The organism is Desulforegulaceae bacterium (assembly GCA_034006035.1).
GTDB lineage: Bacteria > Desulfobacterota > Desulfobacteria > Desulfobacterales > JACKCP01 > JACKCP01.
Genome location: JAVETN010000006.1, coordinates 18,199 through 42,682, shown reverse-complemented (window position 1 = coordinate 42,682; position 24,484 = coordinate 18,199). Strand labels below are relative to the sequence as shown.

The following is a 24,484-nucleotide window of genomic DNA, read 5'->3' as shown; positions in this document are numbered from 1 at the left end:
GATTATTCCTTTATTTTGTTTATCAGATTTGTGGTGCTGTAGCCTTCAAGAAAATTAAGAGTTTTTACTTCTCCCCCGTTTTGAAGAACTGCTGAGCCTCCGGCAATTTCATCTATTTTATAATCTCCGCCTTTTACTAAAATATCTGGAAGTACTTTTTCAATAAGATTTTCCGGTGTATCTTCTCCAAATTCTATTATCCAGTCGGTGGATTCAAGAGCATCAAGCATTGTCATTCTTGTTTGAACGGGATTTAAAGGTCTTGGCTCTCCTTTGAGCCTTGTTACTGAATTGTCTGAGTTAACAGCTACAATCAATCTGTCTCCAAGACTTTTTGCTTCTTTTAAATATTTGATATGACCTGGGTGTAAAATATCAAAACATCCGTTTGTCATTACAATTCTTTCTCCCCGCTTTTTGGCCTCACCAAGAAGATTTATCAGTTCTTCAAGGTTTACTATTCCCTTTTCTAAGGGTCTGAATTCTTTTTGAACCTCAGCTAAAAGAACGTTTTTTAACTCTTTTTTTGTTGTAAATGCAGTTCCAAGTTTTGAAACCACAATTCCTGCTGAATAGTTGGCAATTCTAACAGCTGAAACAAGATCGATCCCTGCAGCAAGAGAAGATGCTAGAGCTGCAACTACAGTGTCTCCAGCTCCTGTTACATCGTAAACCTCTTTAGTTTTAGCTTTGATATTGATAAACTCATTATCACCAAAAATAAGAGTCATTCCCTTATCACCCCTTGTTATTAAAAGAGTGTTTAAATTAAGTTCTTTTATAAGACCACTGCCTTTTTTAACTATTTCTTTTTCGTTATTACATTTGCCGACTACTGCTTCAAATTCAGAAAAATTAGGAGTGATTATTGTGGCGTTTCTATACTTGGAAAAGTCAGTTCCTTTTGGGTCAACAATTACTGGTTTATTAAGACTTACAGCTTTTTTTATCCATTCTCTTGTGGACTGAAGGGTTCCCTTATCATAGTCTGAAATAACAACAATATTTGAATCTTTTATTGAATCTTCATAGTATTTTTCAATCTTATCTCTTTTTATTCCTGGAAAACCATCTTCATGGTCAATTCTTAAAAGTTGCTGATGTTGGCTTATTATTCTTAATTTGGAAATTGTTTTAGAGTTTTTTATTTTTTGAAATTTTGTCCTGATTTTGAATTCTTTAAGTTTTTTTTCCAAAACCTTTGCCAGCTCATCATCACCAGTAATGGAAACTATATCACATCTTGTGCCAAGACTTCCAATATTCATGGCAACATTTGCACTTCCTCCGGGTCTTTCATCTGAACTTTGCACTTTCACAACCGGAACAGGGGCTTCTGGAGATATTCTTTTTGTTTCCCCATACCAGTATGAGTCAAGCATTACATCTCCGGCAACAGTGATTTTACCCTTGCCCAGATTTTCTATCATTGGAATAAGTTCAATTTTTTTAAAATAATTATCCACAAAATCCCTCTTCAATTAATTCGCATAAAATATGTCCCACAAGAATATGTGCTTCCTGAATTCTTGCTGTAACATTGGATGGTACAATAATACTTAAGTCAGCAATATCTTTTAATTGTCCACCGTCTTTTCCTGTAAGAGCTATTGTATATGCTTTTTTTCTTTTTGCTTCAATAAGTGCTTTTATAACATTTTTGCTGTTTCCGCTTGTTGAAATCCCTAAAACTGCGTCTCCTTGATTTGCAAGTCCCTGGATCTGTCTTTTGAAAATCTCATCAAAAGAATAGTCATTCCCAATTGCAGTTAGAATTGATGTGTCTGTTGTAAGGGCAATGGCTGGAATTGCGTCTCTTTCCTTTTGGAACCTCCCAATAAGTTCAGCTGCAATATGCTGGCTGTCAGCTGCTGATCCACCGTTTCCCATTAAAAGTATTTTATTGCCGTTTTTTAAAATAGAAGTTAGTTTTGATCCGGCAGCTAAAATAAGCTCAGTTTTTTTTTCAAGCTCATTTATTAATTTAATATGATCTTTAAATATATTTGATATCTTCATTTTTGCTCCATTTTCTAATTTACAATGCAATTTTATAAATATAATACAGTTTAATGTCAATTAAACTAGTGGTATAAAAAAATAAAACAAACTTTTAAGCTTAAACTTAATGGATAATTAAATGAATAAAATAAAAGTAATGCATATTGATACTGATAAAGAATGGAGAGGAGGGCAGCAACAGGGCTTTTATCTTCATAAAAAGCTTTTAACAAAAAACTATAACTCTGTTTTTTTATGTCAGCCTGATTCAATCTTAAAAGAAAAACTTGAAAATGAAAATCTTGATTACCTTACCATGAGAATAAATGGAGAAGTAGATTTTATTGCTGGTAAAAAAGTTGCTAAAATATGCAGGGAAAAAGAAATAAACATTTTACACCTTCACGATGCCCATGCCATGGCAACAGGTCTTTGGGCAAAACTTTTTTACCCTTCGCTTTTACTTATAGGCGTAAGAAGGGTGGATTATCCCATAAAAAAAAATATCTTCAGTCAATATAAATATAAGTCAGCCAAAATGACTAAAATTGTTGCAATTTCAAATGAAATTAAAAAAATTTTAATTGAAGACGGGATTGATGAATTAAAAATAGAAGTAATTAAAAGCGGAGTAGATATTGATAAGTTTGTTCATATAGAAAAGTCTGATTTCTTACATAAAGAGCTAGGTCTTCCTGAAAATTCTTTTATTGTTGGAACAGTGGCAGCTTTAGCTGGGCACAAAGATTATCCAACCCTTTTAAAAGCTGCTCAAATTGTAGTAAAAAAACTACCCTCCGTTTATTTTGTTTCAATTGGAGACGGTCCTGATAGAAAAGAAATTTTTAGATTAAGAGAAGAACTTGGGCTAAATGAGAAGTTTATTTTAAGGGGGTTTCAAAAAGACGTTGGGAATCATTTGAAAAATTTTGACATTTTCATTCTTTCTTCAAAAACAGAAGGACTGGGAACATCTTTAATGGATGCAATGTCAGCAGGGATTCCATCTTTATGCTGCAAAAGCGGAGGAATACCTGAACTTGTAGATGACGGGGTAAACGGACTTCTTGTTGAAAAAGAAAGCCCTGAACTTTTGGCAGTAAAAATAATTGAACTCTATGAAAATAAAAATTTAAGAGAAAAACTTGGGATTAATTCAAGAAAAAAATCAAAACAATTTTCAATAGATTTCACAGTTAAAAAAAATATTGAACTTTATGAAAAACTTATTTATTAGCTTATTAATTTTTCTTTTTATTTCAGGCTGTTCATCAAATTTTACCAATGACTTTATTCATAAAAGTTATTTTTCTGAAATAACAGGAGTTTATCAAGATTCGCTTAAAAGCTTAAATTTTGTAAGAAAAGGAAAATGTTCAATGCATCCAAATTGTTCATCATTTGGACAAATTGCCTTTGAAAATCATAATTTTTTCAAGGCAACTTATTTGACAAGTGAAAGGCTTATAAGATGCGGACGTGACTGTAAAGATAAATTAAAAATCATAAACACTGATTCAGGGTTAAAGTTTTTTGACCCTGTTCCTGAATAATTAACAAGGCAGGTTTAGATGAAAAAAATATTTATTGTTTTATTTGCTGTGTTATTACCTTTTAACGGATTTGCAGAACCAGCAAAAGTCTTTGTAAGTATCTTGCCCCAGAAATATTTTTTAGAAAAAATAGGTAAAGACTTTATTGAAGCAGAAGTAATGGTGCTTCCTGGTCACAGTCCTGTTTCATACAACCCAAAACCAAGCCAGATGGCAAGTCTTTCCAAAGCTCAAATTTATTTTTCAATTGGGGTTCCTTTTGAGAAAAACTGGCTTCCAAAAATTGAAAAAAACTATAAAAATCTTTTTATTTCTGATTCTTCTTCAGGTGTTTTAAAAAGGCAAACAGATGATGGTTTTTTTGAAGAGCATAGAATGGAAAAAGAAATTCATAACCATGGTAACGAATTTTATGACCCTCATATATGGATGTCTCCATTAAATGCAATAAGAATAGCCAGAAACATGATGATAGTTCTTTCGAAAAAAGATCCCTTGAACAGAGAAGAATTTTATAAAAATTATTTGGAGTTTTCAAAGGAAGTTATAGAACTAGATGAAAAAATTATAAAAAAAACCTTAAACATAGAAACAAGAAATATTTTTGTTTTTCATCCTTCATGGGGATATTTTATGGATGAATATAATCTTAATCAGATTCCAATTGAAGCACAGGGAAAAGAGCCTGGGCCATCTCATCTTTCAAAGATTATGAAATTTGCCCAGAAACACAATATAAAAACCCTTCTTGTTCAGCCCCAATTCCCTTCTTCCAGTGTAAAAGTAATGGAAAAAACTCTTGGGCTAAAAGTTGTAATTGCAGATCCTCTTGCTGAAAGCTGGGGTGAAAATCTTTTAAAAATTTCTAAACTTATTTCTAATTCAAAAAAATAAAATTTAACTTCTAATTGCCAGGAAGCTGTTTTTTTATTTGATAAAAAAAGAATATAATTACTAAAATTTTTAAGTGTTTTGAATACTGATTTTTTTAGTTAATAGTCAGGTTTGCTATATTCTAAACTAAAATGATGTTCAAAAATATCCATTACAATAGATCTGGAAAAGCCTTTTTGACTCATAATTCTAATATAGGTCTGGGCTTTTTTATTGTATCCTTCTTTTTTATCAATTTTATATTTTGATTTAAAAAAAAACTTTAAGGCAATTTTGTACTCTTCTTTTGATTCCTGAAACTTTGCTATCAATTCATCGGTAATTTTATTATCTATGCCTTTTTTATAAAAAGCCGCTCTAATTTTAAGAGGTCCGTTTAATTTTCTTTTTTCAATCTCAAAATAATTTTTTGCAAATTTTTCATCATCAAGAAATTTATATTCAAAGCATTTATTAATTGCCTCTTTTATTTCATTTGAAGAATATTTCTTTTTTCTAAGCTTGGTTTCAAGCTCAAACTTTGAATGATCTCTTATTTTTAAAAAATTAAGAGCAGACTGAAAACAATCTTGTGGTCTTTTTTTCTTTTGTGTAAATATATCCAATTATAAGACCTGTAGTTCTAGTTTAAGTTTTTTATAAAAAAAAGGGCTCCTTCCGTTAAGGAAAGAACCCTTTGTATTTGGATTTACCTGCCCAGAATTAAATAAGTTTTTTAACAACGGGCTTTAAAAAAGTAAAGTGTAATTTATTCTTCATTTTCCTTGGCTGCAGCTTCAATTACCTTTTGTGCAATATCTGGTGGAACCTGCTCATAATGGGAAAATTCAACTGAAAAAGTACCTCTACCACCTGTCATTGATCTTAGTTCAGGAGAATATTTCTGAATTTCTGAAAGTGGAATTTCTGCTTTTACAGCACTTTTTTTGCCCTGAGTGTCCATTCCCTGGACTCTTCCTCTTCTTGAGTTCAAATCACCCATTATATCGCCCATGCTTTCTTCTGGAGCAAGGACTTCTATTTTCATTATGGGCTCAAGAAGTACAGGGCCAGCCTGTGCCATAGCTGCTTTATAGGCAAGAGAGCCCGCAACTTTAAAAGCCTGCTCAGAAGAGTCAACCGCGTGATATGAGCCGTCATCTACAATGGCTTTGAAGTCAACACAGGGGTATCCTGCTAGAACTCCTACATCCTTTGCTTCAGAAATACCTTTTTCAACAGCCGGGATATATTGTTTTGGAATTGAACCGCCCACAATTTTTTCTTCAAATACAAAGCCTTCTCCTTTTGGAAGAGGCTCAAATGCCACCCAGCAGTCACCGTATTGTCCATGACCTCCTGATTGTTTTTTATGTTTACCCTGAACTCTTACAGACTTGGTGATTGTTTCCTTATATGGAATTTTAGGTGTTTTAAGAGCTGCACTAACTTTAAATTTTCTTTTAAGTTTTGCAATTGTAGTTTCTATGTGAAGAGCCCCTGCACCTGAAAGAATCATTTCATGGGTTTCATCATTTCTTTCAAGGGTTAGAGCTCTATCTTCATCAATAATTTTTGCAAGAGCTGTAAAAACTTTATCTTCTTCACCTTTTTCTTCAGCCATTACTGCAAAAGAAATTACAGGAGTTTTTTGCTTTCTCTGGATAATTCTCACTGGATTATCAGGATCGCAAAGTGTTTCTCCTGTTTTAGTCCTTTTAAGCTTTGGAACAGCAACAATATCACCTGCAACAGCTTCTGTAATGGTTTTCTGGTTTTTTCCCTCTGTAAGATAAAGCTGAGAAAATCTTTCTTTTTCGTCTTTTTCAACATTAAGAAAAGTTCCGTCTTTTCCAAGTTTTCCAGAAACAATTTTAAAAATATTCAACATTCCTGCATATGGATCAAGAATTGTCTTAAAAACATAGGCTGCAAAGGGAGCATCAGGATCTGTATTAAGCTCAATTTCATTATCATCTTTGTCCAATGCTTTAACAGGTTGGGCATCCAAAGGAGATGGGGCAGCATTAACAATAAAGTCCATCAATGCCTGGCAACCTGAACCATTAATAGCAGTGCCAAAAAAGACAGGAGCAAAAACTCTTTCTTTAAATGAGTTTTTAAGTCCATTGATTATTTCTTCATCTGTAAGCTCTTCACCTTCAAGGTATTTTTCTATAAGATCATCATCTGATTCTGCTATATTTTCTATTAATGTCATTCTTTCAATTTCAATATCATCAGCAAGTTCTGGAGGGATATCAACAGGGTTTTGATTTCCTTCAGGATCATATTCGTAGGCTTTGTTTGAAATAAGATCCACATAGCCTTTTAAGCTTGAGTTTTCAATTATGGGGAATTGTAAAGCCGATGCCCTTAGACCGCATTGTTCTTCAAAATTTTCAATTATTGAAGCATAATCTGCACCTTCTTTATCAAGTTTGTTGATAAAAACAGCACAGGGCTTATTAAGTTCTTCTGCGATTTCCATGGTTTCTTCAGTTTTAATTTTAATTCCATCAACTGCATCAACAACAATAACCATGGTTTCAACCGCCTGAAAGCAGGGAGGAGCATCTTCAAAAAAATTAAGTTCTCCGGGAGTGTCTACAAGGGTGATTTCATGTTTGTCCCAGGGAATTGTGTAAAATGAAGTGGTAATACTTGAAGCCCTTGTAATTTCTTCTGGCTCAAAATCCATAGCAGTATTCCCTTCTTCAATTGTTCCAACCCTTGAAGTAAGGCCTGCTTTAAAAAGAATATTTTCGGCTAAAGTAGTTTTCCCGGCGCTGGCATGACCTGCCAACGCCACAGTTCTTTTTCTTTTGATCGCATCTGACATTTAGTTTTCCTCCTTTAAAGTAACAAAATAAAAAACTCTATGCTGAATGATAAAAACCTTATATTCTGTATTTTGCTATTGCCTTAATGTCAACTGTATAATGTACTCCTGATTACCTTTTGGGCCTTTAATCGGTGAGGAGACAAGGTTTTTTTTTACTAATCCTTGTTTTTTAAAAAAACTGGTAAGTTCTTCTATTATCCTTTGGTGGATGGATTTATCCCTTACAACTCCGCCTTTTTCCACCTCGTTTTTTTCTGCTTCAAACTGAGGTTTTATCAAAGCAAAAACTTCTGAATTTTTTTTCATAAATTTAATTGCAGAGGGGATTACTGTTTTAAGAGAAATAAAGGAGGTATCACAAACAACTAAATCTACTTTTTCACCAATTGTATCAAATTCAAGATTTCTTATATTTGTTCTTTCAATTACAATTACTCTTTTGTCCTGACGAAGTTTCCAGGCAAGCTGTCCATAAGCCACATCAACAGCATAAACTTTAGAAGCATTTTTCTGGAGAAGATAATCAGTAAATCCTCCAGTTGATGCACCTATGTCCATACATATAAGATTTGAGACTTCAAAACCTGTTTTTTCAACAGCTTCTTTTAATTTTAACGCACCTCTGCTCACAAAAGGGAAATTTTGTTTTTTTAATCTTATAATTGTATTTTCTGGAATTAAACTTCCAGATTTTAAGTTGTCAAAGCCTTCTGCCACAACATTCCCAGCCATGATAAGAGCTTTTGCTTCCTTGATATTTTCAGCAAGGCGCATTTCAACAAGGATTTGATCAAGGCGAATTTTATTTGTCATTTTCAAGTAAACTCAAAGCGGTTTTTAAAATACCTTCAGGATTAAGACCAAAAAGATTTCGTAATTCTTCCTGGGTTCCCTGGGGAACAAAAGTGTCGTTTATTCCCATTCTTTTAATTTTTTTATTATTGATCCCCAAATCTGCAAAAAGTTCTAAAATAGCAGAGCCAAAACCACCGTTTAATACATTTTCTTCAATTGTAATTATTTTATCTGTTGTTTCAGCCATTGAAGCTAAAAGCTCACTATCAAGCGGTTTTGCAAATCTTGCATCTATAAGTGAAGGGGAATATCCCTTTTTTTCAAGGAAATCACAGGCTTTTTCAGCAGGAGCCACCATGCTTCCTATTGCAATAATAAGAATATCACGGCCATCTCTTAAAAGTTTTGCTTTTAAAGGCGAAATTATTTCAGCTTGATCATAGGAAATAAAATTTTCACTTGTAGAGCTTCCTCTTGGGTATCTTATTGCCACCGGTGAATTCATTGATTCTGCAGTTTTCATCATTTTCACAAGCTCATCACCAGAAGAGGGTGCCATTATAGTTATATTGGGGAAAGGCCTTAAATAACTTAGATCAAACAATCCATGGTGAGTGGGACCGTCTTCTCCCACAATTCCAGCCCTGTCCAAGGCAAAAATCACATGATGACCGTCCAGGCAAACATCATGAAAAATCTGATCATAGGCCCTTTGAAGAAATGATGAATAAATTACCACAAAAGGAAGATGTCCTTCAATTGCAAGTCCTGCCGAAAAAGTAACAGCATGCTGCTCAGCAATTCCTACATCAAAAAACCTTTTGGGAAATTTTTTACAAAAATTAACCAAGCCTGTACCATCTGGCATTGCAGCTGTAATTGCTGTTACTTTTTTATTTTTCTCTGCCATCTGACATAATGTTTTCCCAAAAATTTTTGTATATTTTGGAAGATTTACAGCTGTTTTTTCTGGTAAAGAAGGAGGGATTCCGTGAAATTTTGTTGGATTTTCCTCAGCCTCTTTGTAACCTTTGCCTTTTTTGGTAATTACATGGAGAAGAATAGGCCCTTCAAGGGTTTTTATATTATTTAAAATTTTAATTAAGTGGTCTAGTCTATGACCATCTATGGGTCCAAAATAATCAAAGTTTAGGGCTTCAAAAAGCATTCCCGGGGTTACAAATGATTTAAAAGACTCTTCGCTTTTTTTAGCAAATTTATAAATATCGTCACCAATTTTGGGTAATGACTTTAAAAACTCTCCAAATTCTTTTCTAAGATTTTGAAAATGTTTTCCAGATAGCTTTCTACTTAAAAAAGAGGAAAGAGCTCCAACATTTGGAGAGATTGACATGGCATTATCATTTAAAATTACAATCAACCGTTTTTCAAAATCTCCAGCATGATTTAAGGCTTCAAAGGACATTCCTGCTGTCATTGAGCCGTCTCCAATTACACATACCACATTTCCAGGATCATTTTTAAGGCATTTGGAAGCTGACATTCCAAGCCCGGCTGAAATAGAAGTTGAACTATGTCCAACAGTGATTGCATCATGAGGACTTTCGCTTATATGGGGGAAGCCTGAAATTCCATTTAGTTTTCTTAGGGTGTGAAACTTATCTTTTCTGCCTGTGAGAATTTTATGGGCATAGGCCTGATGTCCCACATCCCAGACTAGTTTATCTGTTGGAGAATCAAATACATAATGAAGTGCCATTGAAAGCTCAACAGCTCCAAGACTAGATGCAAGATGTCCTCCGGTTTTTAGAACTGTTGAAATTATAAGTTCTCTTATTTCGCTTGATAAAACCTCAAGTTCTTCTAGTGAAAGTTTTTTTAAATCTTCCGGATTTACAATGTTTTCAAGAAAGCTCACTTTAATTCCCCGCTATTTTTTTCTGTTTAAAATATACCACGCAAGATTTTTAAGGGGGTTTGGTTCAACCCTGAAAAAACTTAAATGTTCCAGTGATTTTTCTATTAATTCAGCAGCATATTTTTTTGAATTTTCCAAACCCATTAAAAGAGGGTAGGTTGCTTTATTTTTTTCTAAATCTGTCCCTGTAGACTTACCCATGACTAAAGGATCGCCTGTTGCATTTAAAATATCGTCAGTTACCTGAAATGCAAGTCCAATACACTTTCCATATTCATCAAGCTCTTTAAGCCCTTTTTCCTCAGACCCTCCGATTATTCCCCCGGAAACAAGTGAAGCTCTGATTAAAGCACCGGTTTTTTCCATGTGAATATTTTGAAGTTTTTCAAGGGAAACAGTCTTTTTTTCTGCTTCTATATCTTTCATTTGTCCTGAAATCATTCCATAGCTGCCTGAAGCTTTGGAAATTATCTGAATTGTTTTTACAATAATTTCAGGTTCAAGTTTTTGATTGGATAAAACTTCAAAAGCCATGTTTAAAAGTCCGTCTCCGGCAAGAATGGCTGAAGCTTCATTGAATTTTTTATGTGAAGTAGGAATTCCTCTTCTCAAATCATCGTCATCCATAGAAGGAAGATCATCATGGATAAGTGAGTAAGTGTGAATCATTTCAATGGCAGAGGCACAGTCAAGTGCTTTAAGGTTTTTATCACCGCAAAGATTGGATGCTGTAAGGCATAAAATAGGGCGAAGCCTTTTACCGCCTGCCATAAGAGAATATTCCATGGCATTAAAAAGAAGAGTAGAGCTGTTTTTTGGGTCTAAAAGCTCTTTAAGCCTTTTTTCAACAATTTCCTTTTGTATGTCTAGAAAATTTTTAAAATCAAAATTTTCAATCATCATTTATTTCCGCTTCTGTAAAAAAAGCTGGATCTGCAGGTTCTTTTGTTAAATTACCTTCCATGTCTTTTTTTAAAATCATTATTTTTTCTTCAGCTTCATCAAGCTTTTCTTCACAAAATTTTGAAAGTTTGATTCCTTCTTCAAACTTTTTTACAGCATCCTCAAGGTTTAATTCTTCATTTTCAAGGGAGTTAACAATTTCGTCAAGTTTTAAGAGTGATTCTTCAAAAGTTTTTTTTGCCATAAATAACTGATAACCTTTATTTAATGTTTTTTACAATGCATATCATTGTTCCGTCTTTTAAAACAACTTCAATTTCATCATCTTTTTTAACATCGGTTTGAACAGACCTTATAACCTTTTTATTAAGAGGGTTTCTTGTGATTGAATATCCTCTTTTTAAAATTTCAAAGGGATTAAGTTCAAAAAGTAATGAAAACAGTTTATCAAATTCAAACTTATTTTTATAAACTATTTTTTCAAAGTTTTTAATTAAATTTAATCTTGAGTTTAAATATCTTTCTTTTTTTGAGCTTATAAGATTTTCAATTCTTCTAAATTGAATGGTTTTGTTTAAAATATTTAAATATTCTTTTTTACCATTAATATATCTTTTAGTCCTTTTTTCCAGCAAAAGAAGTTTTTCATCAATATAAATTCTTTTTTCTTCAATTTCTTTTTTTGGATCTTTTAGTCTTTGTTTACAGTTTTTAAGTTCAGATTCTTTTATTTGAATAAACTTTGAAAATGTATTTAAAAGTCTTTTATTATAGATATTTAGGTTAGTTAAAATATCTTCTTTTGAAGGAATTGCATATTCAGCAGCAGCAGTTGGAGTAGGGGCCCTTAAATCAGAAACAAAATCAATTATTGTAAAGTCAGTTTCATGACCAACACCTGTTATTATTGGAATTTTTGAATCAAACACTGTTCTTGCAAGAGCTTCTGAATTAAATGCATTTAAATCTTCAAAGGAACCTCCGCCCCTTGCTATTATAATGAGGTCAGATTCATTAAGAATATTTAGGTCATTTATAGCTTCTATTATTTCCAGGTGAGCTTTTTCACCCTGAACTAAAACAGGGCAAAGCAAAATTTCAATATTTCTAAATCGTTTTTTAATAGTTTTGAGCATATCCCTTAAAGCTGCACCTGCAGGTGAAGTTATAAGGGCAATCTTAGAAGGAAGATCCGGGAGTTTTTTTTTGTGAACTTTATCAAAAAGGCCTTCATTTAAAAGCTTATTTTTGATTCCTTCAAAATTCATTTGAATGGATCCTTGACCTTTTTCTTCAAGGTATTCAAAAATTATCTGATATGATCCCCTTGGAGGATAAACAGAAATTCTTCCAAATCCTGTGATTTGAGTTCCATTTTTAGGCTGAAATTTTAAGTTTTTTTGTTGTCCCTTGAACATTACAGCATTTATAAGTGATTTTTTATCTTTAAGAGAAAAATAAATATGACCTGAAGAAGGTTTTGAAAAATTAGAGATTTCACCTGTGATCCAGATAAAGGAAAACTTTATTTCTAGAACCGAATGAATTTCGCCGGTAATTTCAGAAACAGTATAAATTTTTTTCCCCTGGGCAATTGATTCCAAAATTTATCCTTAAATTTTTTTAAAGGTTTGAACTTAAATAGTTTAAATTAAAAAGTATAAATTAAAATTTGGCAAATAATAAGATTTAAAATGTTTTTTTACAAGGATTGATGATTTAAAATTTGAAGTGACTTATAATACATATTATGTAAACTTTTATCGGAAAGCTGAATTAAATAGATAGAATGGCTTTTAAATGATATTATTATTGAACATAAATTAAAGTTCTCCCCTTTTCTTTGAATAAAAAATTAATCTAATTAAATTTATCGATTTTACTTGATTTTAAAGTTTTTTAATTTATTTTGTTATCAGCTTTTAATTCTGTAACCGAAAAAGTATAATATAACCTAAGCAAACTAAAGTAATTAATTATTTTTTAAGGAGGCATTAATGGATAGAGTTTCTTTTCAGGAAACTTCTCAAGTAAGAGTAAACAGTTTTCTTCAAAGCGTATACAACTGGATGGCTATAGGCTTAGCGCTGACAGCGGTTTTTGCCTACATCTTTTCAGAGATAATATTTCTTCCACCGGCATTGTTTTTTGTTTTAGCCATTGGTCAACTGGGAATTGTATTTTATCTAAGTGCAAGAATCAGCAAGCTTGAGGCTTCTACGGCCACTTCACTTTTTATGTTTTACGCTGCTTTAAACGGGGTTACTCTTGGCTGGATCGTATCAGCATACACAACTGCTTCAGTTGCAGCTGCTTTTATTGTATGTTCAGCAACCTTTGCAGTAACAAGTGTATTTGGAATGGTTACCAAAAAAGATTTAACAGGAGTTGGAAACTTTATGATGATGGGCCTTATAGGCATTATCATAGCTTCTATTGTTAATATCTTTCTTGCCAGTTCAACCATTTTTTGGATAGTAAATTATGTGGGAGTGATTGTTTTTGTAGGACTTACCGCATATGACACCCAGAAAATAAAAGAAATGGCACTTTCCCAGCCTGCTGATCTTGATAATTCAGCAATTAGAAAAGGTGCAATTTTAGGTGCTTTAACCCTTTACCTTGACTTTATAAACCTTTTTATAATGATGCTAAGAATTATGGGCGATAGAGAATAAAAAGTTTTAATAAAATCTAAATTATTTAAAAACCGGGGATTTCCCCGGTTTTTTTATTTATAATGCAATAGTGTTTCTAACCGCTTTTTCTATAAACTCACAGGATTTTTCAGCTAATTCCATTGTGCTTGCCTCACACATAATTCTAAGCATATTCTGGGTTCCAGAATATCTGACAAGCACCCTCCCCGTTTTATCAAGTCTTTTCTCAATTGTATTTATGGCATTTTTGATTTCAGGAATATTTTCAACAGGTACTTTTTCATTTACTTCAATATTAACAAGTTTTTGAGGATAAATTGTAATTATTTTTTTAAGCTCAGATAATGGTTTGTTTGAATTTTTAATTATTTCAGAAAGAATAACTCCGGATAAAAGCCCATCTCCGGTATTTTGGTACTTCAAAAAGATTAAATGTCCAGAGTCTTCACCTCCAAGATTTGCATTTTCTTTAATCATGGACTCATAAACATATCTGTCCCCAACTTTGGTCATTATCAGTGAAATCTTTTTTTCTTCACAAAATTTTTTAAAACCAAGATTGGACATTATAGTTGCAACAATCTTTTTTTCATTAAAAGACTCTGAAGCAATGGCAAGAATTTGGTCCCCTGTGGTTTTTTCTCCATTGTTGTCTACTGCAATAAGCCTGTCTCCATCACCGTCAAAAGCAAGCCCAAAATCAGCTTTGTTTTCAATTACAGCCCGGCTTAGTTCTTCTGTGTGTTCTGAACCACAATTTTTGTTTATATTAAATCCATTGGGAGTATTATTTATTGTTATTACTGAGGCTCCAAGTTCTTCTAAAATTTCAGGAGCAATTTCGTAGCAGGCTCCGTTTGATGTATCAACTACAATATTTAAGCCTGAAAGGATATTTCCCTTTTTGTAAAAGTCATCAAAAAGGCTTTTATAGGTTTTTATATATTTTTTATGGTTATTAAAAACTTTTCCAGGTTCAGTTTCAAAATCTTTAAATTTTTTTGAATAATAAATTTCAGTAATTTCATTTTGTTCTTTATCTGTGAATTTTTTTCCGCTTCCTTTGAAAAACTTTATTCCATTATCCTGATATGGATTATGTGAAGCCGAAATCATCACAGAAAAATCAGCATCGGAGTTTGCTGTTACATAGGACAATGCAGGAGTTGGTAAAACTCCAGCCAGCTCAACATCCAATCCCATGGAGGTAAAACCTGCACAAAGAGCTGATTCAAGCATATATCCTGAAGCTCTTGTATCTTTTGCTATAATTATTTTTTTAGATTTTATTCTGCCTGATTCATAAAAGTATAAGGAACTTGCCTTAGCAATTCTTAAAACAAGCTCTGGAATCATTGGGTAACTATTTGCTTTTCCTCTTATTCCATCCGTACCAAACAATTTTCTCATTTTTTATTTTCCCAGATCAAATTTGTTTAAAATTTCTGACATTTTTTCATTAAAATCAACAACTATCTGATTAAGCCATAAAACACCTGATTTTACAGTATTTTCTTCAAGAGAATGAATTTTTTCCAAATAATTGAGACCATTATTCTCCTTTTCAAATTCGTTTAAAAAATCATCACGCCCTTTTGAAAAAAGATTTTTGTTTTCAGAAAAACCAATGATTAAGTCAAAGATTGTGTTTGTGTTCTTACAAAAATTTTCCTTTAATTCAACAAGTTTTGAATTTTTACCATCTTTTTTTAAAATTTTTAACCCTAACTCAACCTTATCTGAGAGTTTTTTCAATTGTTTGGTTCTTTCTTCAATGGCAGAATCTATTGTATTAATGGCGAACTCATTGATTTTAGGATTAAGATAATTTGTTCTTACAAAAATATACCAGTTTTTAAGGGCAATAAGGTTTGCCATATAAAATAAATTGTTTTTTATAATTTTATTAATGGAAAGATAAATCATAGATGTTTGGTTTATATTTATATTTTTGTGAATATTTTCAAATATAAGCCTGTTTTCTTTTAGAACATCTCTTCTTAAAATAGTTCCAGCAGCACTTGTGCACCCAAATTCAAGCCTTAAAGGACCAACCATTCCGCCCTGGCCTCCAAGAAAAATAGGGGATTTATTTAAAAAAACACCCTCATAAACATTTCCTAATAAAGAAGGGGTTGCTTTATCTTGATTTGGAGTAAAATTAAAATGAATAAAAGAACTTCCAACTTCGCTGTGGTTTTTTGGTGAAGTTCCTCCTGTAAGCATGCAGTCACAAAAATTTATCAAGCTTCCAAGAGTGGCATAGGGGAAAATTATGGTTTGTTTAATTCCGCAGGTATGGGCAATTGATGATTTTTCTTCAAGTATACAGCCTTTTCTTACATGGGAATTTGTTCCTGATTTTGATTTAGATAAAAAAACAGAACCATTAAAATATCCTGAACCAAAAACACAATCTTTATCTGCAACACAATTTTCAATTACAGCAGGACCTTCTTTACTAACAATACATCCTTTTGAAATATAAGTGTTTTTTCCATACAATCTTGTTCCCTGGTTTAATTTAACCCCTGGCTCAATATTGTTTATATCAATAGTTTCATCTATAAAAACGGAGCTGGGGTTTTCTATCAACACCCCTTTATCAATGAGTTTATTTATGATCTTATTCATTTATTCACCATTGCCTATTTAACTTAAAGTTGATTTTTATTAGTAAAATGCTATTAAAGCGAAAAGCATTCTAGCATTAAACAGATCATTATCAATTAAAATGGAGAGTAAATTTTATGAAACCCCATTCTCTTGATTCAAAATTATTCAGACATTCCTTCAATTTTTTTGATTCCGGGATTAACTTAACTGCTCTTCTTTCTGAAAACAACAGGTTTAAAGATTTTTCATCTAAAGGTGCTGAAGTTTTTTTAGATTATTCAAGGCAACTGATAGATTCAAAGGGTTTTGAGCTTTTAATTGAGCTTGCAAAAACAAAAAAGATAGCTGAAAAATTTAAATCCATGGCTGAGGGTGAAATCGTAAATAAAACAGAAAAAAGGCCTGCACTTCATACTCTTTGCCGGGCTGAAAAATCAAACCACCCTCTTTTTAAAGAAATTATAAGGGTTAAAACTCAGATAAAAGAATTTTCAAACAAAATTCATAGGGGAGAAATTCTTTCATCAACTGGAAAAAAGTTTGAAAATATTTGTGTAATCGGAATTGGAGGCTCAAATCTTGGAACAGAATTTGTTGTTAAAGCCCTTTCCTACAAAAAACAAAATCTTAATCCATTTTTTATTGCCAGCTGTGATCCTTGCGAAATTGAAAGCGTTAAGTCTTCCATTGATTTTGAAACAACACTTTTTGTAATTATTTCAAAATCATATACTACAAGAGAAGTAATGATTAATGAAGATTTGATAAATTATGAGCTTAAACAATTAAATCTTAATCCAAAAGAACATATTGTACGGGTAACATCAAAAAATAGTCCTGGAGATTTATCTGAATTTGAAGTTTTTCATATGTTTGATTCAATTGGGGGAAGATATAGTGTTTCATCTGCTGTTGGAGGTCTTCCAATTTCCCTTGTTTATGGATTTGATGTGTTTGAAGAGTTTCTTAAGGGAATGAATCAAATGGATGAGCATTGTTTAAATTCAGATTTAAAAGACAATCTTGCTCTTATTTCCGCACTTATTGATATTTGGAATTTTGTATATCTTGATTTTTCAGTGCTTGGAATAATTCCCTATTCTTTTCAGCTTGAAAAACTGCCTGCACATGTTCAGCAACTTTATATGGAAAGTAACGGAAAATCATTATCTGAGGATAATGAAAGCCTTAATCACAATACCTCAATGGTGATTTTTGGAGACACAGGCACAAAATCTCAACATTCATTTTTTCAGCTTTTTCATCAGGGAAGAACCATACCTTTAGAATTTATAGGAGTTCTTTCTCCTCCCTGCAAAAATTTCCATAAATATGAAAACATTTTGAATAATGATGAACTTTTTGCAAATCTTCTTGCCCAGGCCGATGCCCTTGCTTTTGGAAGAAATTCAGATGAACCAGAAAAAATATGCAAAGGAAACAGACCAAGTTCTATTTTAACAATAAATGATTTAAGTCCTTTGACAATTGGAAAGCTTGTTTCATTTTATGAGGCAAGAACCGTAATGGCAGGTTTTTTGTGGGAAATAAACCCTTTTGATCAATTTGGAGTTGAAACAGGAAAAATCCTTGCCAATGAAAAAAGAAATACTATAAAGAACGCATTAAACAATAATATTTTTCCAGAAAAAACTCAAAGAGACAATTATTATATGAAAGCTTTGTCAAAACGCAAAAATTTATAAGTTAATTATAAAAAAAGGCCGGATTATACCCGGCCTTAAATTTTTACTCTAAAAAACTTATTTTTAAATTAATTAATTTTAACCAAATTTGTAAAGTACAGCACCCCAGGTAAGTCCAGCTCCAAGAGCAGACATAAGAACAAGATCCTTTGAATCATCAATTTTACCAAGCTCAATAGCTTCATCAAGTGCAATTGGAACACTTCCAGCAGTTGTATTTCCGTATTTTTGAATATTATTGAACATTTTTTCAGGGGGAAGACCAAGTTTTTGAAGATAAAACTCATTGATTCTTAAATTTGCCTGGTGGGGAATTATCATATCAACGTCTTCAAGTTTGTATCCTGTTTTTTCAAGGACTTCATAGGTTACTTCAGGAAGTTTTCTTACTGCAAGCTTAAATATTCGTGAACCATCCATTTTTGGATATTCTCTTCCATCAACCATCATTTCCTTTGTAAGTCTTTCAGGAGAATATCTTGAAGCAGGCAGTTCAAGCATAAGGCTTTCTGCATAATTACCATCCGCGTGGAGCGAATGTCCTAAAATTCCGATTTCTTCATCTGATTCAAATGCTTCAATACAGGCTGCTCCTGCTCCGTCACCAAAAATAACAGTAACATCTCTTCCTCTGTTTGTTTTATCAAGTCCAGTTGAATGAACTTCTGCGCCTACAACTAAAACTTTGTCTGCTATTCCGGATTTTATATATGCATCAGCTATTGTTATCCCATAGAGAAAGCCTGTGCATTGCTGTCTTATATCAAGAGCTGGAGTTGAGTTTAAACCAAGTTTTTTCTGAAGAAAAACTCCTGATCCAGGAAAGAAAATATCAGGGCTTAGGGTTGCAAAAATTATAAGGTCAATATCTTCGGGCTTCCACCCTGCTTTGTCCATTGCTTTTTTTGAAGCTTCAAGCCCAAGGTCTGATGCTCCTGTAACACTTCCTGGTTCAATCCAGTATCTTTGCTTAATCCCTGTTCTTTGCTGAATCCATTCATCTGAGGTATCAATAATTTTTGCTAAATCATCATTGGTTACCAAATGGGGGGGAATATACCTGCCAGTACCTTTTATAATGGATCGTCTCATTTTTTTCTCCTGAACTTTTTGGTTTGATTAGGAAAATAAAGTTTGTAAATTAGTTATTCGTCTTGTTCGACTTCTTCTGCCAGCCCGTCAAGCCAGGCCGATAAAATGTCATCATCTGAATTGATTTCTGCGTGATTAGTCAATGAATACAAATCAGGATTAAATTCATTGTCTTCAACACAAAAATAGCTCAAATCACTCTTGGTTTCATCTTTGCCTGTTACAAACAGGTTTTTTACGCTTCCGCCTGTTCTGCTTATTTTTGCACTATAACTCAATTTTTAGATCCTTAAATTAAGATTATATTCCAAATTATTATTATCTCACATTTCCAAATAAAAAAAGAGCTTAAAAATAATTTTAAGCTCTTTTTATGGTGCCGAAGAGAGGACTCGAACCTCCACGACTCGCGCCACCAGGTTCTAAGCCTGGCGTGTCTACCAATTCCACCACTTCGGCACAACTTGTAAAAAAACTTCTATACTTTTCAATTTTGAAAGTCAAGCTGTAAATTTATTTCATTTGATTAATATTTAAATTTCTAATATCTCATCTATGCTTTTATGTTTTAATCTTTAACATTTAACTGAATTAAACCTTGGTTTAATTTTTATTTCTAAATTTAAAAGGAAAAAATTATGGCAAGAGCTAAAGCAAGACACATACTGGTTGCAACTGAAAAAGAATGTAATGATCTTAAGAAAAAAATTGAAAACGGCGGTGATTTTACAAAGCTTGCAAAAAAACACTCCAAATGCCCATCTGGAGCTCAAGGCGGTTTTCTTGGGGAATTTGGTAGAGGAGAAATGGTTCCTGAATTTGACAAGGTTGTTTTTACAGCCGAAGAAGGAGTTGTTCAAGGTCCTGTAAAAACAGATTTTGGTTATCATCTTCTTGAAGTTATCAGTAGAACAGACTAAATTAGTTTATGGACTTCCTTATTTAAAATTCAAGGAAAGTCCATAGTAAAATTATTATTGATTTATCCAATCGTAAATATCTTGGCAAACATCTTCCCAGCCAATTTCCCAGATAATTCCGTGTCCGTGATTTTCATATATTTTAAATTTAAAATCAGAAACATATTTTGAAATAAGTTTTGCCTGTTTTTTTAAAACTTTGGATGAAATAATTGTGTCTTTTTTACCTGCAATTTGAAAAACAGGGCAATTGATTTTTGAATTGTCAATTTTAGTTGATTTGTTTAGGTCTGCAGCCCAAATACTGATTTCAAAAAAAGCTTTTCCAGACTCAGGAACAAGATAAGGGAAAAAAACGTCTCTTTCTTTTTCAGGAATTTCATTAAATATATGGTCAAAAATTTTTCTTCTGGGTTCAAGGGGTTTTTTCCAAAATAAAGGAATCAGAACCACAGGAAGAAATCCTTTTATAGCACTTAAAGAAAGATTAAATACTCCTCTTTGGGTTGCTGGAGTTATAAGAACAGCTTTTTTAGCAAGTCCTTTTTCTGCAAGTTTATGGGCGATCAATCCTCCCATGGAATGTCCCATAACAATTGGTTTTGAATCAAGATTTTTTATTATTTCTGCTGAATAATCAACAAAATCATTAAACCCGTAATCTTCTACTTTTAAATCTTTATCTGAATTGGGATTATGTCCTGGAAGATCAAAAGAAATGCAATTATACCCTTTTTTTTCAAAAAATTCTTTTACATTTTCCAAAAGAAGACCTCTTCCCCACATCCCATGAATAAAAACAATGGTTTCTTTCATATTTTTTCTCCTGACAGCAATTGGATTGATTATTAAAGCATCAAAGCTTATTGTTAACAGGTTTTTTACAAATATTCATATAAAAATTTAAAATAATTTTTTTAATCCTTGACTAATTATAATCAAAAGTATAGTTAGTTTTTTGTGATTGTGCCGAAGTGGTGGAATTGGTAGACACGCCAGGCTTAGAACCTGGTGGCGCGAGTCGTGGAGGTTCGAGTCCTCTCTTCGGCACCATAAAAAGCCTAAACTGTAAAGTTTAAGGCTTTTTTATTTCCTGTCCTAATAAACCCATAAACTCTTCATATTTAAAAAATCCAAAATTATCTTCAATAGAAATATTGATTTTTATTTGACATAAGAGTATACGAGTACTTATCTTTTAGGCTAGCCGAACTTTTCGGATTAATTTTTATTAGAATGCCTGATAATAAACAAAGAGGTGTAAATGAAGAATGTTTTGATTGTAAGCGGGAACAGGGAAAAGTTTAAGGAAGTAGAATCAGTTTTTTCTTTGACTCCAGGCTATAAAGTTTTTTTTGCCAAAAGAAAAGATCAGGTTTTAGAACTTGTGAAAAATACTTTTTTTTCTCTTGTGGTCTGTGATGAAAGTACTGCAGACGATTTCCCGGGTAAAAATTTAATTGAAGAAATTATTAAAATTAATGCAATGGTAAATACTGCTCTTGCAAGTAATTTATCAGACAAAGATTTTCATGAATTTACAGAAGGGCTTGGGATTTTACAAAAAATAAGCACAAATCCCTCAAAAGAGGAAGCCCAGGGACTTTTTGATTATCTTCAGCTGATTTTAAATCCAAGTGCAAATCGATAAATAACAATTTTAAATTTTAAAAGGAATTATAATTATGGAAAACGGAAGAATTGCTGTTCCTTCAAACGGAAGCGGCGGACTTGACGGACAAAGAGCCGGACATTTCGGACATTGTGATGTGTTTACTTTTATTGACGTTGAAAACGGCGAAATAAAAAATGTATCTACAGTAGAAAATTTACCCCATGATCAAGGCGGATGTATGGTTCCTGTAAATCTTCTTGCAGGACATAAGGTAACAGCTCTTATTGTAGGAGGAATTGGAATGAGACCTTTGATGGGATTTAAGCAGGTTGGAATTGATGTGTTTCATGACGATCTAAGAGCTGAAATCAGACCTGTGGTAGAAGATCTAATTAAAGGTAAGCTTTCCTTAATCACAGACAATCAGGTCTGCGGAGGCGGCGGAGGCCATTAAAAAAAATTAATACTTGGGAGAATTTATGAAAATAGCAGTAACATCAAAGGGAAAAACCCTTGATTCAGAAGTTGATCCAAGATTTGGAAGAGCAGAATTTATTTTGGTGGTTGACTCAGATACTTTTGAATTTGAGGTTATAGATAATTCAGAAAACAGAAATGCCTTTAAAGGTGCTGGAATCAAGGCTGCATCTGATATAAGTGAACATAAGGCAGAAGTTCTTCTCACAGGTTATTGCGGACCCAATGCATTTACCACCCTTGAAGCAGCAGAAATCAAGGCATGTGATAATGTATCAGGAACAATAAGAGAAGCTGTGGAAAACTTTAAAAACGGCAAATACAAAATCCTTGATGCTCCCAATGCAGAAGGACAATGGGTATAAGATTTCTTTCTTTTGTATCTATTATAAAAATCATGAGTATGTAAAAATAAAACCCGATAATTTTTTATCGGGTTTTTTTGTTTACAATCATTAAACTTTAATTTCCAATTATAAAAAAACAAATTTTTATCCTCTGCCCTGGCTAAATTAAATTGCAAAACTTAAAATTAAACAATTTGTATATTGGGTTGAAATTTGTTTAAAGGAATTGTATTCAAGTCTAGATATAAATTTAGAGAATAATTGATTATATTTGTTTTTATTGGCAATAAATAAGTAATTTAAAATTATTGATGTTTTGACTTTTGAGCAATAAATATTTTTATAAATTTATCTTAGTTGGAGATATAAATTAAATGGCTGAATTACCAGGATACTTTATTAAAGGAGAAGGAGTTCCAGTACTTCTTCTTCATTGCAGCATGAGTACAAAAGAACAATGGATTAATCTTTCAAAAATTCTTTCAAATGATTTCAAGGTAATAGCAATAGATCTTTACGGGTATGGCCAAACAGCTTTTCCAGAAAAAACAAAAGGCTTTTCACTTGATGATGAAATAGAGCTTATTGAAAAAATCCTTGAATCAAATTTAGAAAAAAATGAAAAATTTCACCTTGTAGGTCATTCCTACGGAGGTGCTGTTGCAATGAAATACTCTACCCTTCAATCAAAAAGAAATTTAAGTCTTTGCGTATTTGAACCAATGTTAAATCATGTTTCAAGAGAAATAGATCCTGATACTTATATATTGGCCAAAGAATTTATTTCAGAAATAGAAAATGATATCTCCTCTGGAAATCCTGAAACAGGGAGTGCTAAATTTATAGATTTTTTCAGTGGTGAAGGCACTTTCCAAAGACTTCCAAAAGAAATCAAACAAATTTTTACCACTTGTATTAAAAAAATGCCCCTTGATTATAAGGCAACAATTGATGAAAATCTTCATTCTGATATTTATAAAAATATAGACCTTCCTGTTTGTCTTATTTCAGGAAAACATAGTCCTTCATTAACTGTAGATATAAGTAATTTTATTCCCAAAATTATACCTGATATAAAACATCACAAAGTAAACGGAGGCCATATGTCTCCAATAGAAAAATCAGCTGAAGTTAATAAGATTATTGTGGATTTTATAAAAAGTTTTCATTAATTCATCAGCTTGTATTTGCAAAAGCCAATACAAAGATGTTTACTATAAAGAAATCAGCAAATGGAAAAACTTATAAGCAAAGCAGCTCTTTCATTATATAAAGAAATAAATACAAATAAAAAAATTTTTTCCAGATTCAAAGGCATAAATGAAAATCGAAAAATCATGGAGCTTGAATCTGACCTTGCTCTTTTTCTTTTGGAAAATAAGCAAAAATTATCAAAAAAACTTTCAAATCTTCCAAACAAAGAATTTTATTTAAAAAAAGCATTTATAAATCATTTAAAAGATAAGGAAAGAACAAAAGACAATAGTTTTTTTCTTTATCTTCGGAAGAAAATAATTGATGATTTTAAAAAATCTAAAGAAATTATTTCAAAAAACTATGATAGTTTTATTTATTTCTCAATCTCAAAATCCCCAACTGTTTTTTTAAACTCAAATACAATAGATTTTAATGATGTTTTTTATCCTGAAAACGACGAATTTAGAATTGAAAATCAAATTGTTAAACAAAAAAATTTAAAAAATCTTTTTTTCCATTTTATGAATGAAGTTGAAAAATACGGTTATAAAAAAAATAAAACAGCTGTTAATGTAAATGATTTTAATGCCTGGATTTTTTCCAATAATATGTTTGAAAATTCATGGGTTTCAATTGATGATAAAAATAGTTTTATTGAAATTCATGACAAAAATCTTCCTGATATTTATGATGATTCTGAATTAATCGCAAACCAGATTTTGTCAGAATTTAATGAAAAAGAACAAAAAGCTTTAAGTTGTTATTTGTTTCAAACAAAAAAAGCTGATGTTTCAAGGGAGCTTGGCTATTCTTCTCAATCCGCACTGACTGCACTTATAAAAAAGACCCTTAAAAAACTACAATCAATTTTTCATAAAAACAATTTTAACCCCAATGAGGCAGAAGATATAATTAATTCAATAAAAAATATTCTTGATAAAAATTAACTTATTTTAAAAATTAACAAAAAAAAGCCGTTAAATAAAATAAACCGGAAAAATAAAA

General features: G+C 32.0%; 25 protein-coding genes and 2 tRNA genes. 12 read left to right on the top strand and 15 right to left on the bottom strand.

Annotated features, from left to right (window positions below):
- Positions 1–2: 2 nt before the first annotated feature.
- Positions 3–1,466 (bottom strand): bifunctional D-glycero-beta-D-manno-heptose-7-phosphate kinase/D-glycero-beta-D-manno-heptose 1-phosphate adenylyltransferase HldE, encoded by a 1,464-nt coding sequence (gene hldE, locus RBR53_06180; GenBank protein ID MDY0132239.1) that lies wholly within the window; start codon positions 1,464–1,466, stop codon positions 3–5.
- A complete protein-coding gene (locus RBR53_06175; protein ID MDY0132238.1) occupies positions 1,459–2,019 on the bottom strand; it encodes a D-sedoheptulose 7-phosphate isomerase in 561 nt (186 codons plus the stop codon). Before RBR53_06175 ends, hldE begins: the two co-directional genes overlap by 8 nt.
- 121 nt (positions 2,020–2,140) lie before the next feature.
- On the opposite strand from RBR53_06175, the gene RBR53_06170 reads away from it, so the two are divergent.
- From RBR53_06170 to RBR53_06160, 3 genes are read left to right on the top strand one after another with little or no spacing between them, the layout of a single operon-like run.
- Positions 2,141–3,238, top strand: coding sequence for a glycosyltransferase (locus tag RBR53_06170; protein ID MDY0132237.1), 1,098 nt, complete (start codon positions 2,141–2,143; stop codon positions 3,236–3,238).
- Positions 3,219–3,554, top strand: a complete 336-nt coding sequence (yidD, locus tag RBR53_06165) for a membrane protein insertion efficiency factor YidD (protein ID MDY0132236.1) — start codon at positions 3,219–3,221, stop codon at positions 3,552–3,554. Before RBR53_06170 ends, yidD begins: the two co-directional genes overlap by 20 nt.
- Positions 3,555–3,572: 18 nt before the next feature.
- Positions 3,573–4,448 (top strand): zinc ABC transporter substrate-binding protein, encoded by an 876-nt coding sequence (locus RBR53_06160; GenBank protein ID MDY0132235.1) that lies wholly within the window; start codon positions 3,573–3,575, stop codon positions 4,446–4,448.
- A gap of 98 nt (positions 4,449–4,546) precedes the next feature.
- Here the strand turns inward: RBR53_06160 and RBR53_06155 are convergent, their stop codons facing one another.
- From RBR53_06155 to xseA, 7 genes are all read right to left on the bottom strand, one after another.
- Positions 4,547–5,053: a regulatory protein RecX gene (locus RBR53_06155; protein MDY0132234.1), complete on the bottom strand. Its 507-nt coding sequence runs from the start codon at positions 5,051–5,053 to the stop codon at positions 4,547–4,549.
- A gap of 143 nt (positions 5,054–5,196) precedes the next feature.
- A complete protein-coding gene (fusA, locus tag RBR53_06150; GenBank protein MDY0132233.1) occupies positions 5,197–7,269 on the bottom strand; it encodes an elongation factor G in 2,073 nt (690 codons plus the stop codon).
- A 75-nt stretch (positions 7,270–7,344) separates the two neighbouring features.
- Complete coding sequence (locus RBR53_06145) at positions 7,345–8,085, bottom strand: TlyA family RNA methyltransferase (GenBank protein MDY0132232.1); 741 nt, start codon at positions 8,083–8,085, stop codon at positions 7,345–7,347.
- Positions 8,075–9,946 (bottom strand): 1-deoxy-D-xylulose-5-phosphate synthase, encoded by a 1,872-nt coding sequence (gene dxs / locus RBR53_06140; protein ID MDY0132231.1) that lies wholly within the window; start codon positions 9,944–9,946, stop codon positions 8,075–8,077. The genes RBR53_06145 and dxs overlap by 11 nt, the downstream gene beginning before the upstream one ends.
- Positions 9,947–9,958: 12 nt before the next feature.
- Positions 9,959–10,849 carry a polyprenyl synthetase family protein gene (locus RBR53_06135; protein MDY0132230.1) on the bottom strand — a complete coding sequence of 297 codons (891 nt, stop codon included), beginning with the start codon at positions 10,847–10,849 and terminating at the stop codon, positions 9,959–9,961.
- Positions 10,839–11,093, bottom strand: coding sequence for an exodeoxyribonuclease VII small subunit (locus RBR53_06130; GenBank protein MDY0132229.1), 255 nt, complete (start codon positions 11,091–11,093; stop codon positions 10,839–10,841). The genes RBR53_06135 and RBR53_06130 overlap by 11 nt, the downstream gene beginning before the upstream one ends.
- A gap of 16 nt (positions 11,094–11,109) precedes the next feature.
- Complete coding sequence (gene xseA, locus RBR53_06125) at positions 11,110–12,453, bottom strand: exodeoxyribonuclease VII large subunit (protein MDY0132228.1); 1,344 nt, start codon at positions 12,451–12,453, stop codon at positions 11,110–11,112.
- A gap of 393 nt (positions 12,454–12,846) precedes the next feature.
- Between xseA and RBR53_06120 the strand changes: the two genes are divergently transcribed.
- Positions 12,847–13,527 (top strand): Bax inhibitor-1/YccA family protein, encoded by a 681-nt coding sequence (locus RBR53_06120; GenBank protein ID MDY0132227.1) that lies wholly within the window; start codon positions 12,847–12,849, stop codon positions 13,525–13,527.
- Positions 13,528–13,584: 57 nt separating this feature from the next.
- On the opposite strand, the gene glmM is transcribed toward RBR53_06120, so the two are convergent.
- Positions 13,585–14,919 (bottom strand): phosphoglucosamine mutase, encoded by a 1,335-nt coding sequence (gene glmM, locus RBR53_06115; protein MDY0132226.1) that lies wholly within the window; start codon positions 14,917–14,919, stop codon positions 13,585–13,587.
- A 3-nt stretch (positions 14,920–14,922) separates the two neighbouring features.
- On the bottom strand, positions 14,923–16,143 hold the full coding sequence (locus RBR53_06110) for a protein GlmU (GenBank protein MDY0132225.1): 1,221 nt from the start codon (positions 16,141–16,143) through the stop codon (positions 14,923–14,925).
- Positions 16,144–16,259: 116 nt separating this feature from the next.
- Between RBR53_06110 and RBR53_06105 the strand changes: the two genes are divergently transcribed.
- Positions 16,260–17,831 carry a glucose-6-phosphate isomerase gene (locus tag RBR53_06105; protein MDY0132224.1) on the top strand — a complete coding sequence of 524 codons (1,572 nt, stop codon included), beginning with the start codon at positions 16,260–16,262 and terminating at the stop codon, positions 17,829–17,831.
- A gap of 78 nt (positions 17,832–17,909) precedes the next feature.
- On the opposite strand, the gene RBR53_06100 is transcribed toward RBR53_06105, so the two are convergent.
- The 3 genes from RBR53_06100 to RBR53_06090 all read right to left on the bottom strand — a co-directional run bounded on the left by RBR53_06100 (position 17,910) and on the right by RBR53_06090 (position 19,382).
- Positions 17,910–18,923 carry a beta-ketoacyl-ACP synthase III gene (locus RBR53_06100; GenBank protein MDY0132223.1) on the bottom strand — a complete coding sequence of 338 codons (1,014 nt, stop codon included), beginning with the start codon at positions 18,921–18,923 and terminating at the stop codon, positions 17,910–17,912.
- A gap of 53 nt (positions 18,924–18,976) precedes the next feature.
- Positions 18,977–19,201 (bottom strand): hypothetical protein, encoded by a 225-nt coding sequence (locus tag RBR53_06095; GenBank protein MDY0132222.1) that lies wholly within the window; start codon positions 19,199–19,201, stop codon positions 18,977–18,979.
- 96 nt (positions 19,202–19,297) lie between these two features.
- Positions 19,298–19,382, bottom strand: a tRNA-Leu gene (locus RBR53_06090).
- Between the two features lie 179 nt (positions 19,383–19,561).
- On the opposite strand from RBR53_06090, the gene RBR53_06085 reads away from it, so the two are divergent.
- Entirely contained in the window at positions 19,562–19,843 is a 282-nt protein-coding gene (locus RBR53_06085; GenBank protein ID MDY0132221.1) for a peptidylprolyl isomerase, read from the top strand.
- Positions 19,844–19,897: 54 nt separating this feature from the next.
- Here the strand turns inward: RBR53_06085 and RBR53_06080 are convergent, their stop codons facing one another.
- Positions 19,898–20,659, bottom strand: coding sequence for an alpha/beta hydrolase (locus RBR53_06080; protein MDY0132220.1), 762 nt, complete (start codon positions 20,657–20,659; stop codon positions 19,898–19,900).
- Between the two features lie 152 nt (positions 20,660–20,811).
- Here RBR53_06080 and RBR53_06075 point away from each other — a divergent pair.
- The 6 genes from RBR53_06075 to RBR53_06050 all read left to right on the top strand — a co-directional run bounded on the left by RBR53_06075 (position 20,812) and on the right by RBR53_06050 (position 24,426).
- A tRNA-Leu gene (locus tag RBR53_06075) sits at positions 20,812–20,896 on the top strand.
- A 211-nt stretch (positions 20,897–21,107) separates the two neighbouring features.
- Positions 21,108–21,494 (top strand): hypothetical protein, encoded by a 387-nt coding sequence (locus RBR53_06070; GenBank protein ID MDY0132219.1) that lies wholly within the window; start codon positions 21,108–21,110, stop codon positions 21,492–21,494.
- A gap of 34 nt (positions 21,495–21,528) precedes the next feature.
- Positions 21,529–21,912, top strand: coding sequence for a NifB/NifX family molybdenum-iron cluster-binding protein (locus RBR53_06065; GenBank protein MDY0132218.1), 384 nt, complete (start codon positions 21,529–21,531; stop codon positions 21,910–21,912).
- Between the two features lie 25 nt (positions 21,913–21,937).
- A complete protein-coding gene (locus tag RBR53_06060) occupies positions 21,938–22,300 on the top strand; it encodes a NifB/NifX family molybdenum-iron cluster-binding protein (GenBank protein MDY0132217.1) in 363 nt (120 codons plus the stop codon).
- A gap of 356 nt (positions 22,301–22,656) precedes the next feature.
- Positions 22,657–23,454, top strand: coding sequence for an alpha/beta hydrolase (locus RBR53_06055; GenBank protein MDY0132216.1), 798 nt, complete (start codon positions 22,657–22,659; stop codon positions 23,452–23,454).
- Positions 23,455–23,514: 60 nt separating this feature from the next.
- Complete coding sequence (locus tag RBR53_06050; protein ID MDY0132215.1) at positions 23,515–24,426, top strand: hypothetical protein; 912 nt, start codon at positions 23,515–23,517, stop codon at positions 24,424–24,426.
- Positions 24,427–24,484: the final 58 nt, after the last annotated feature.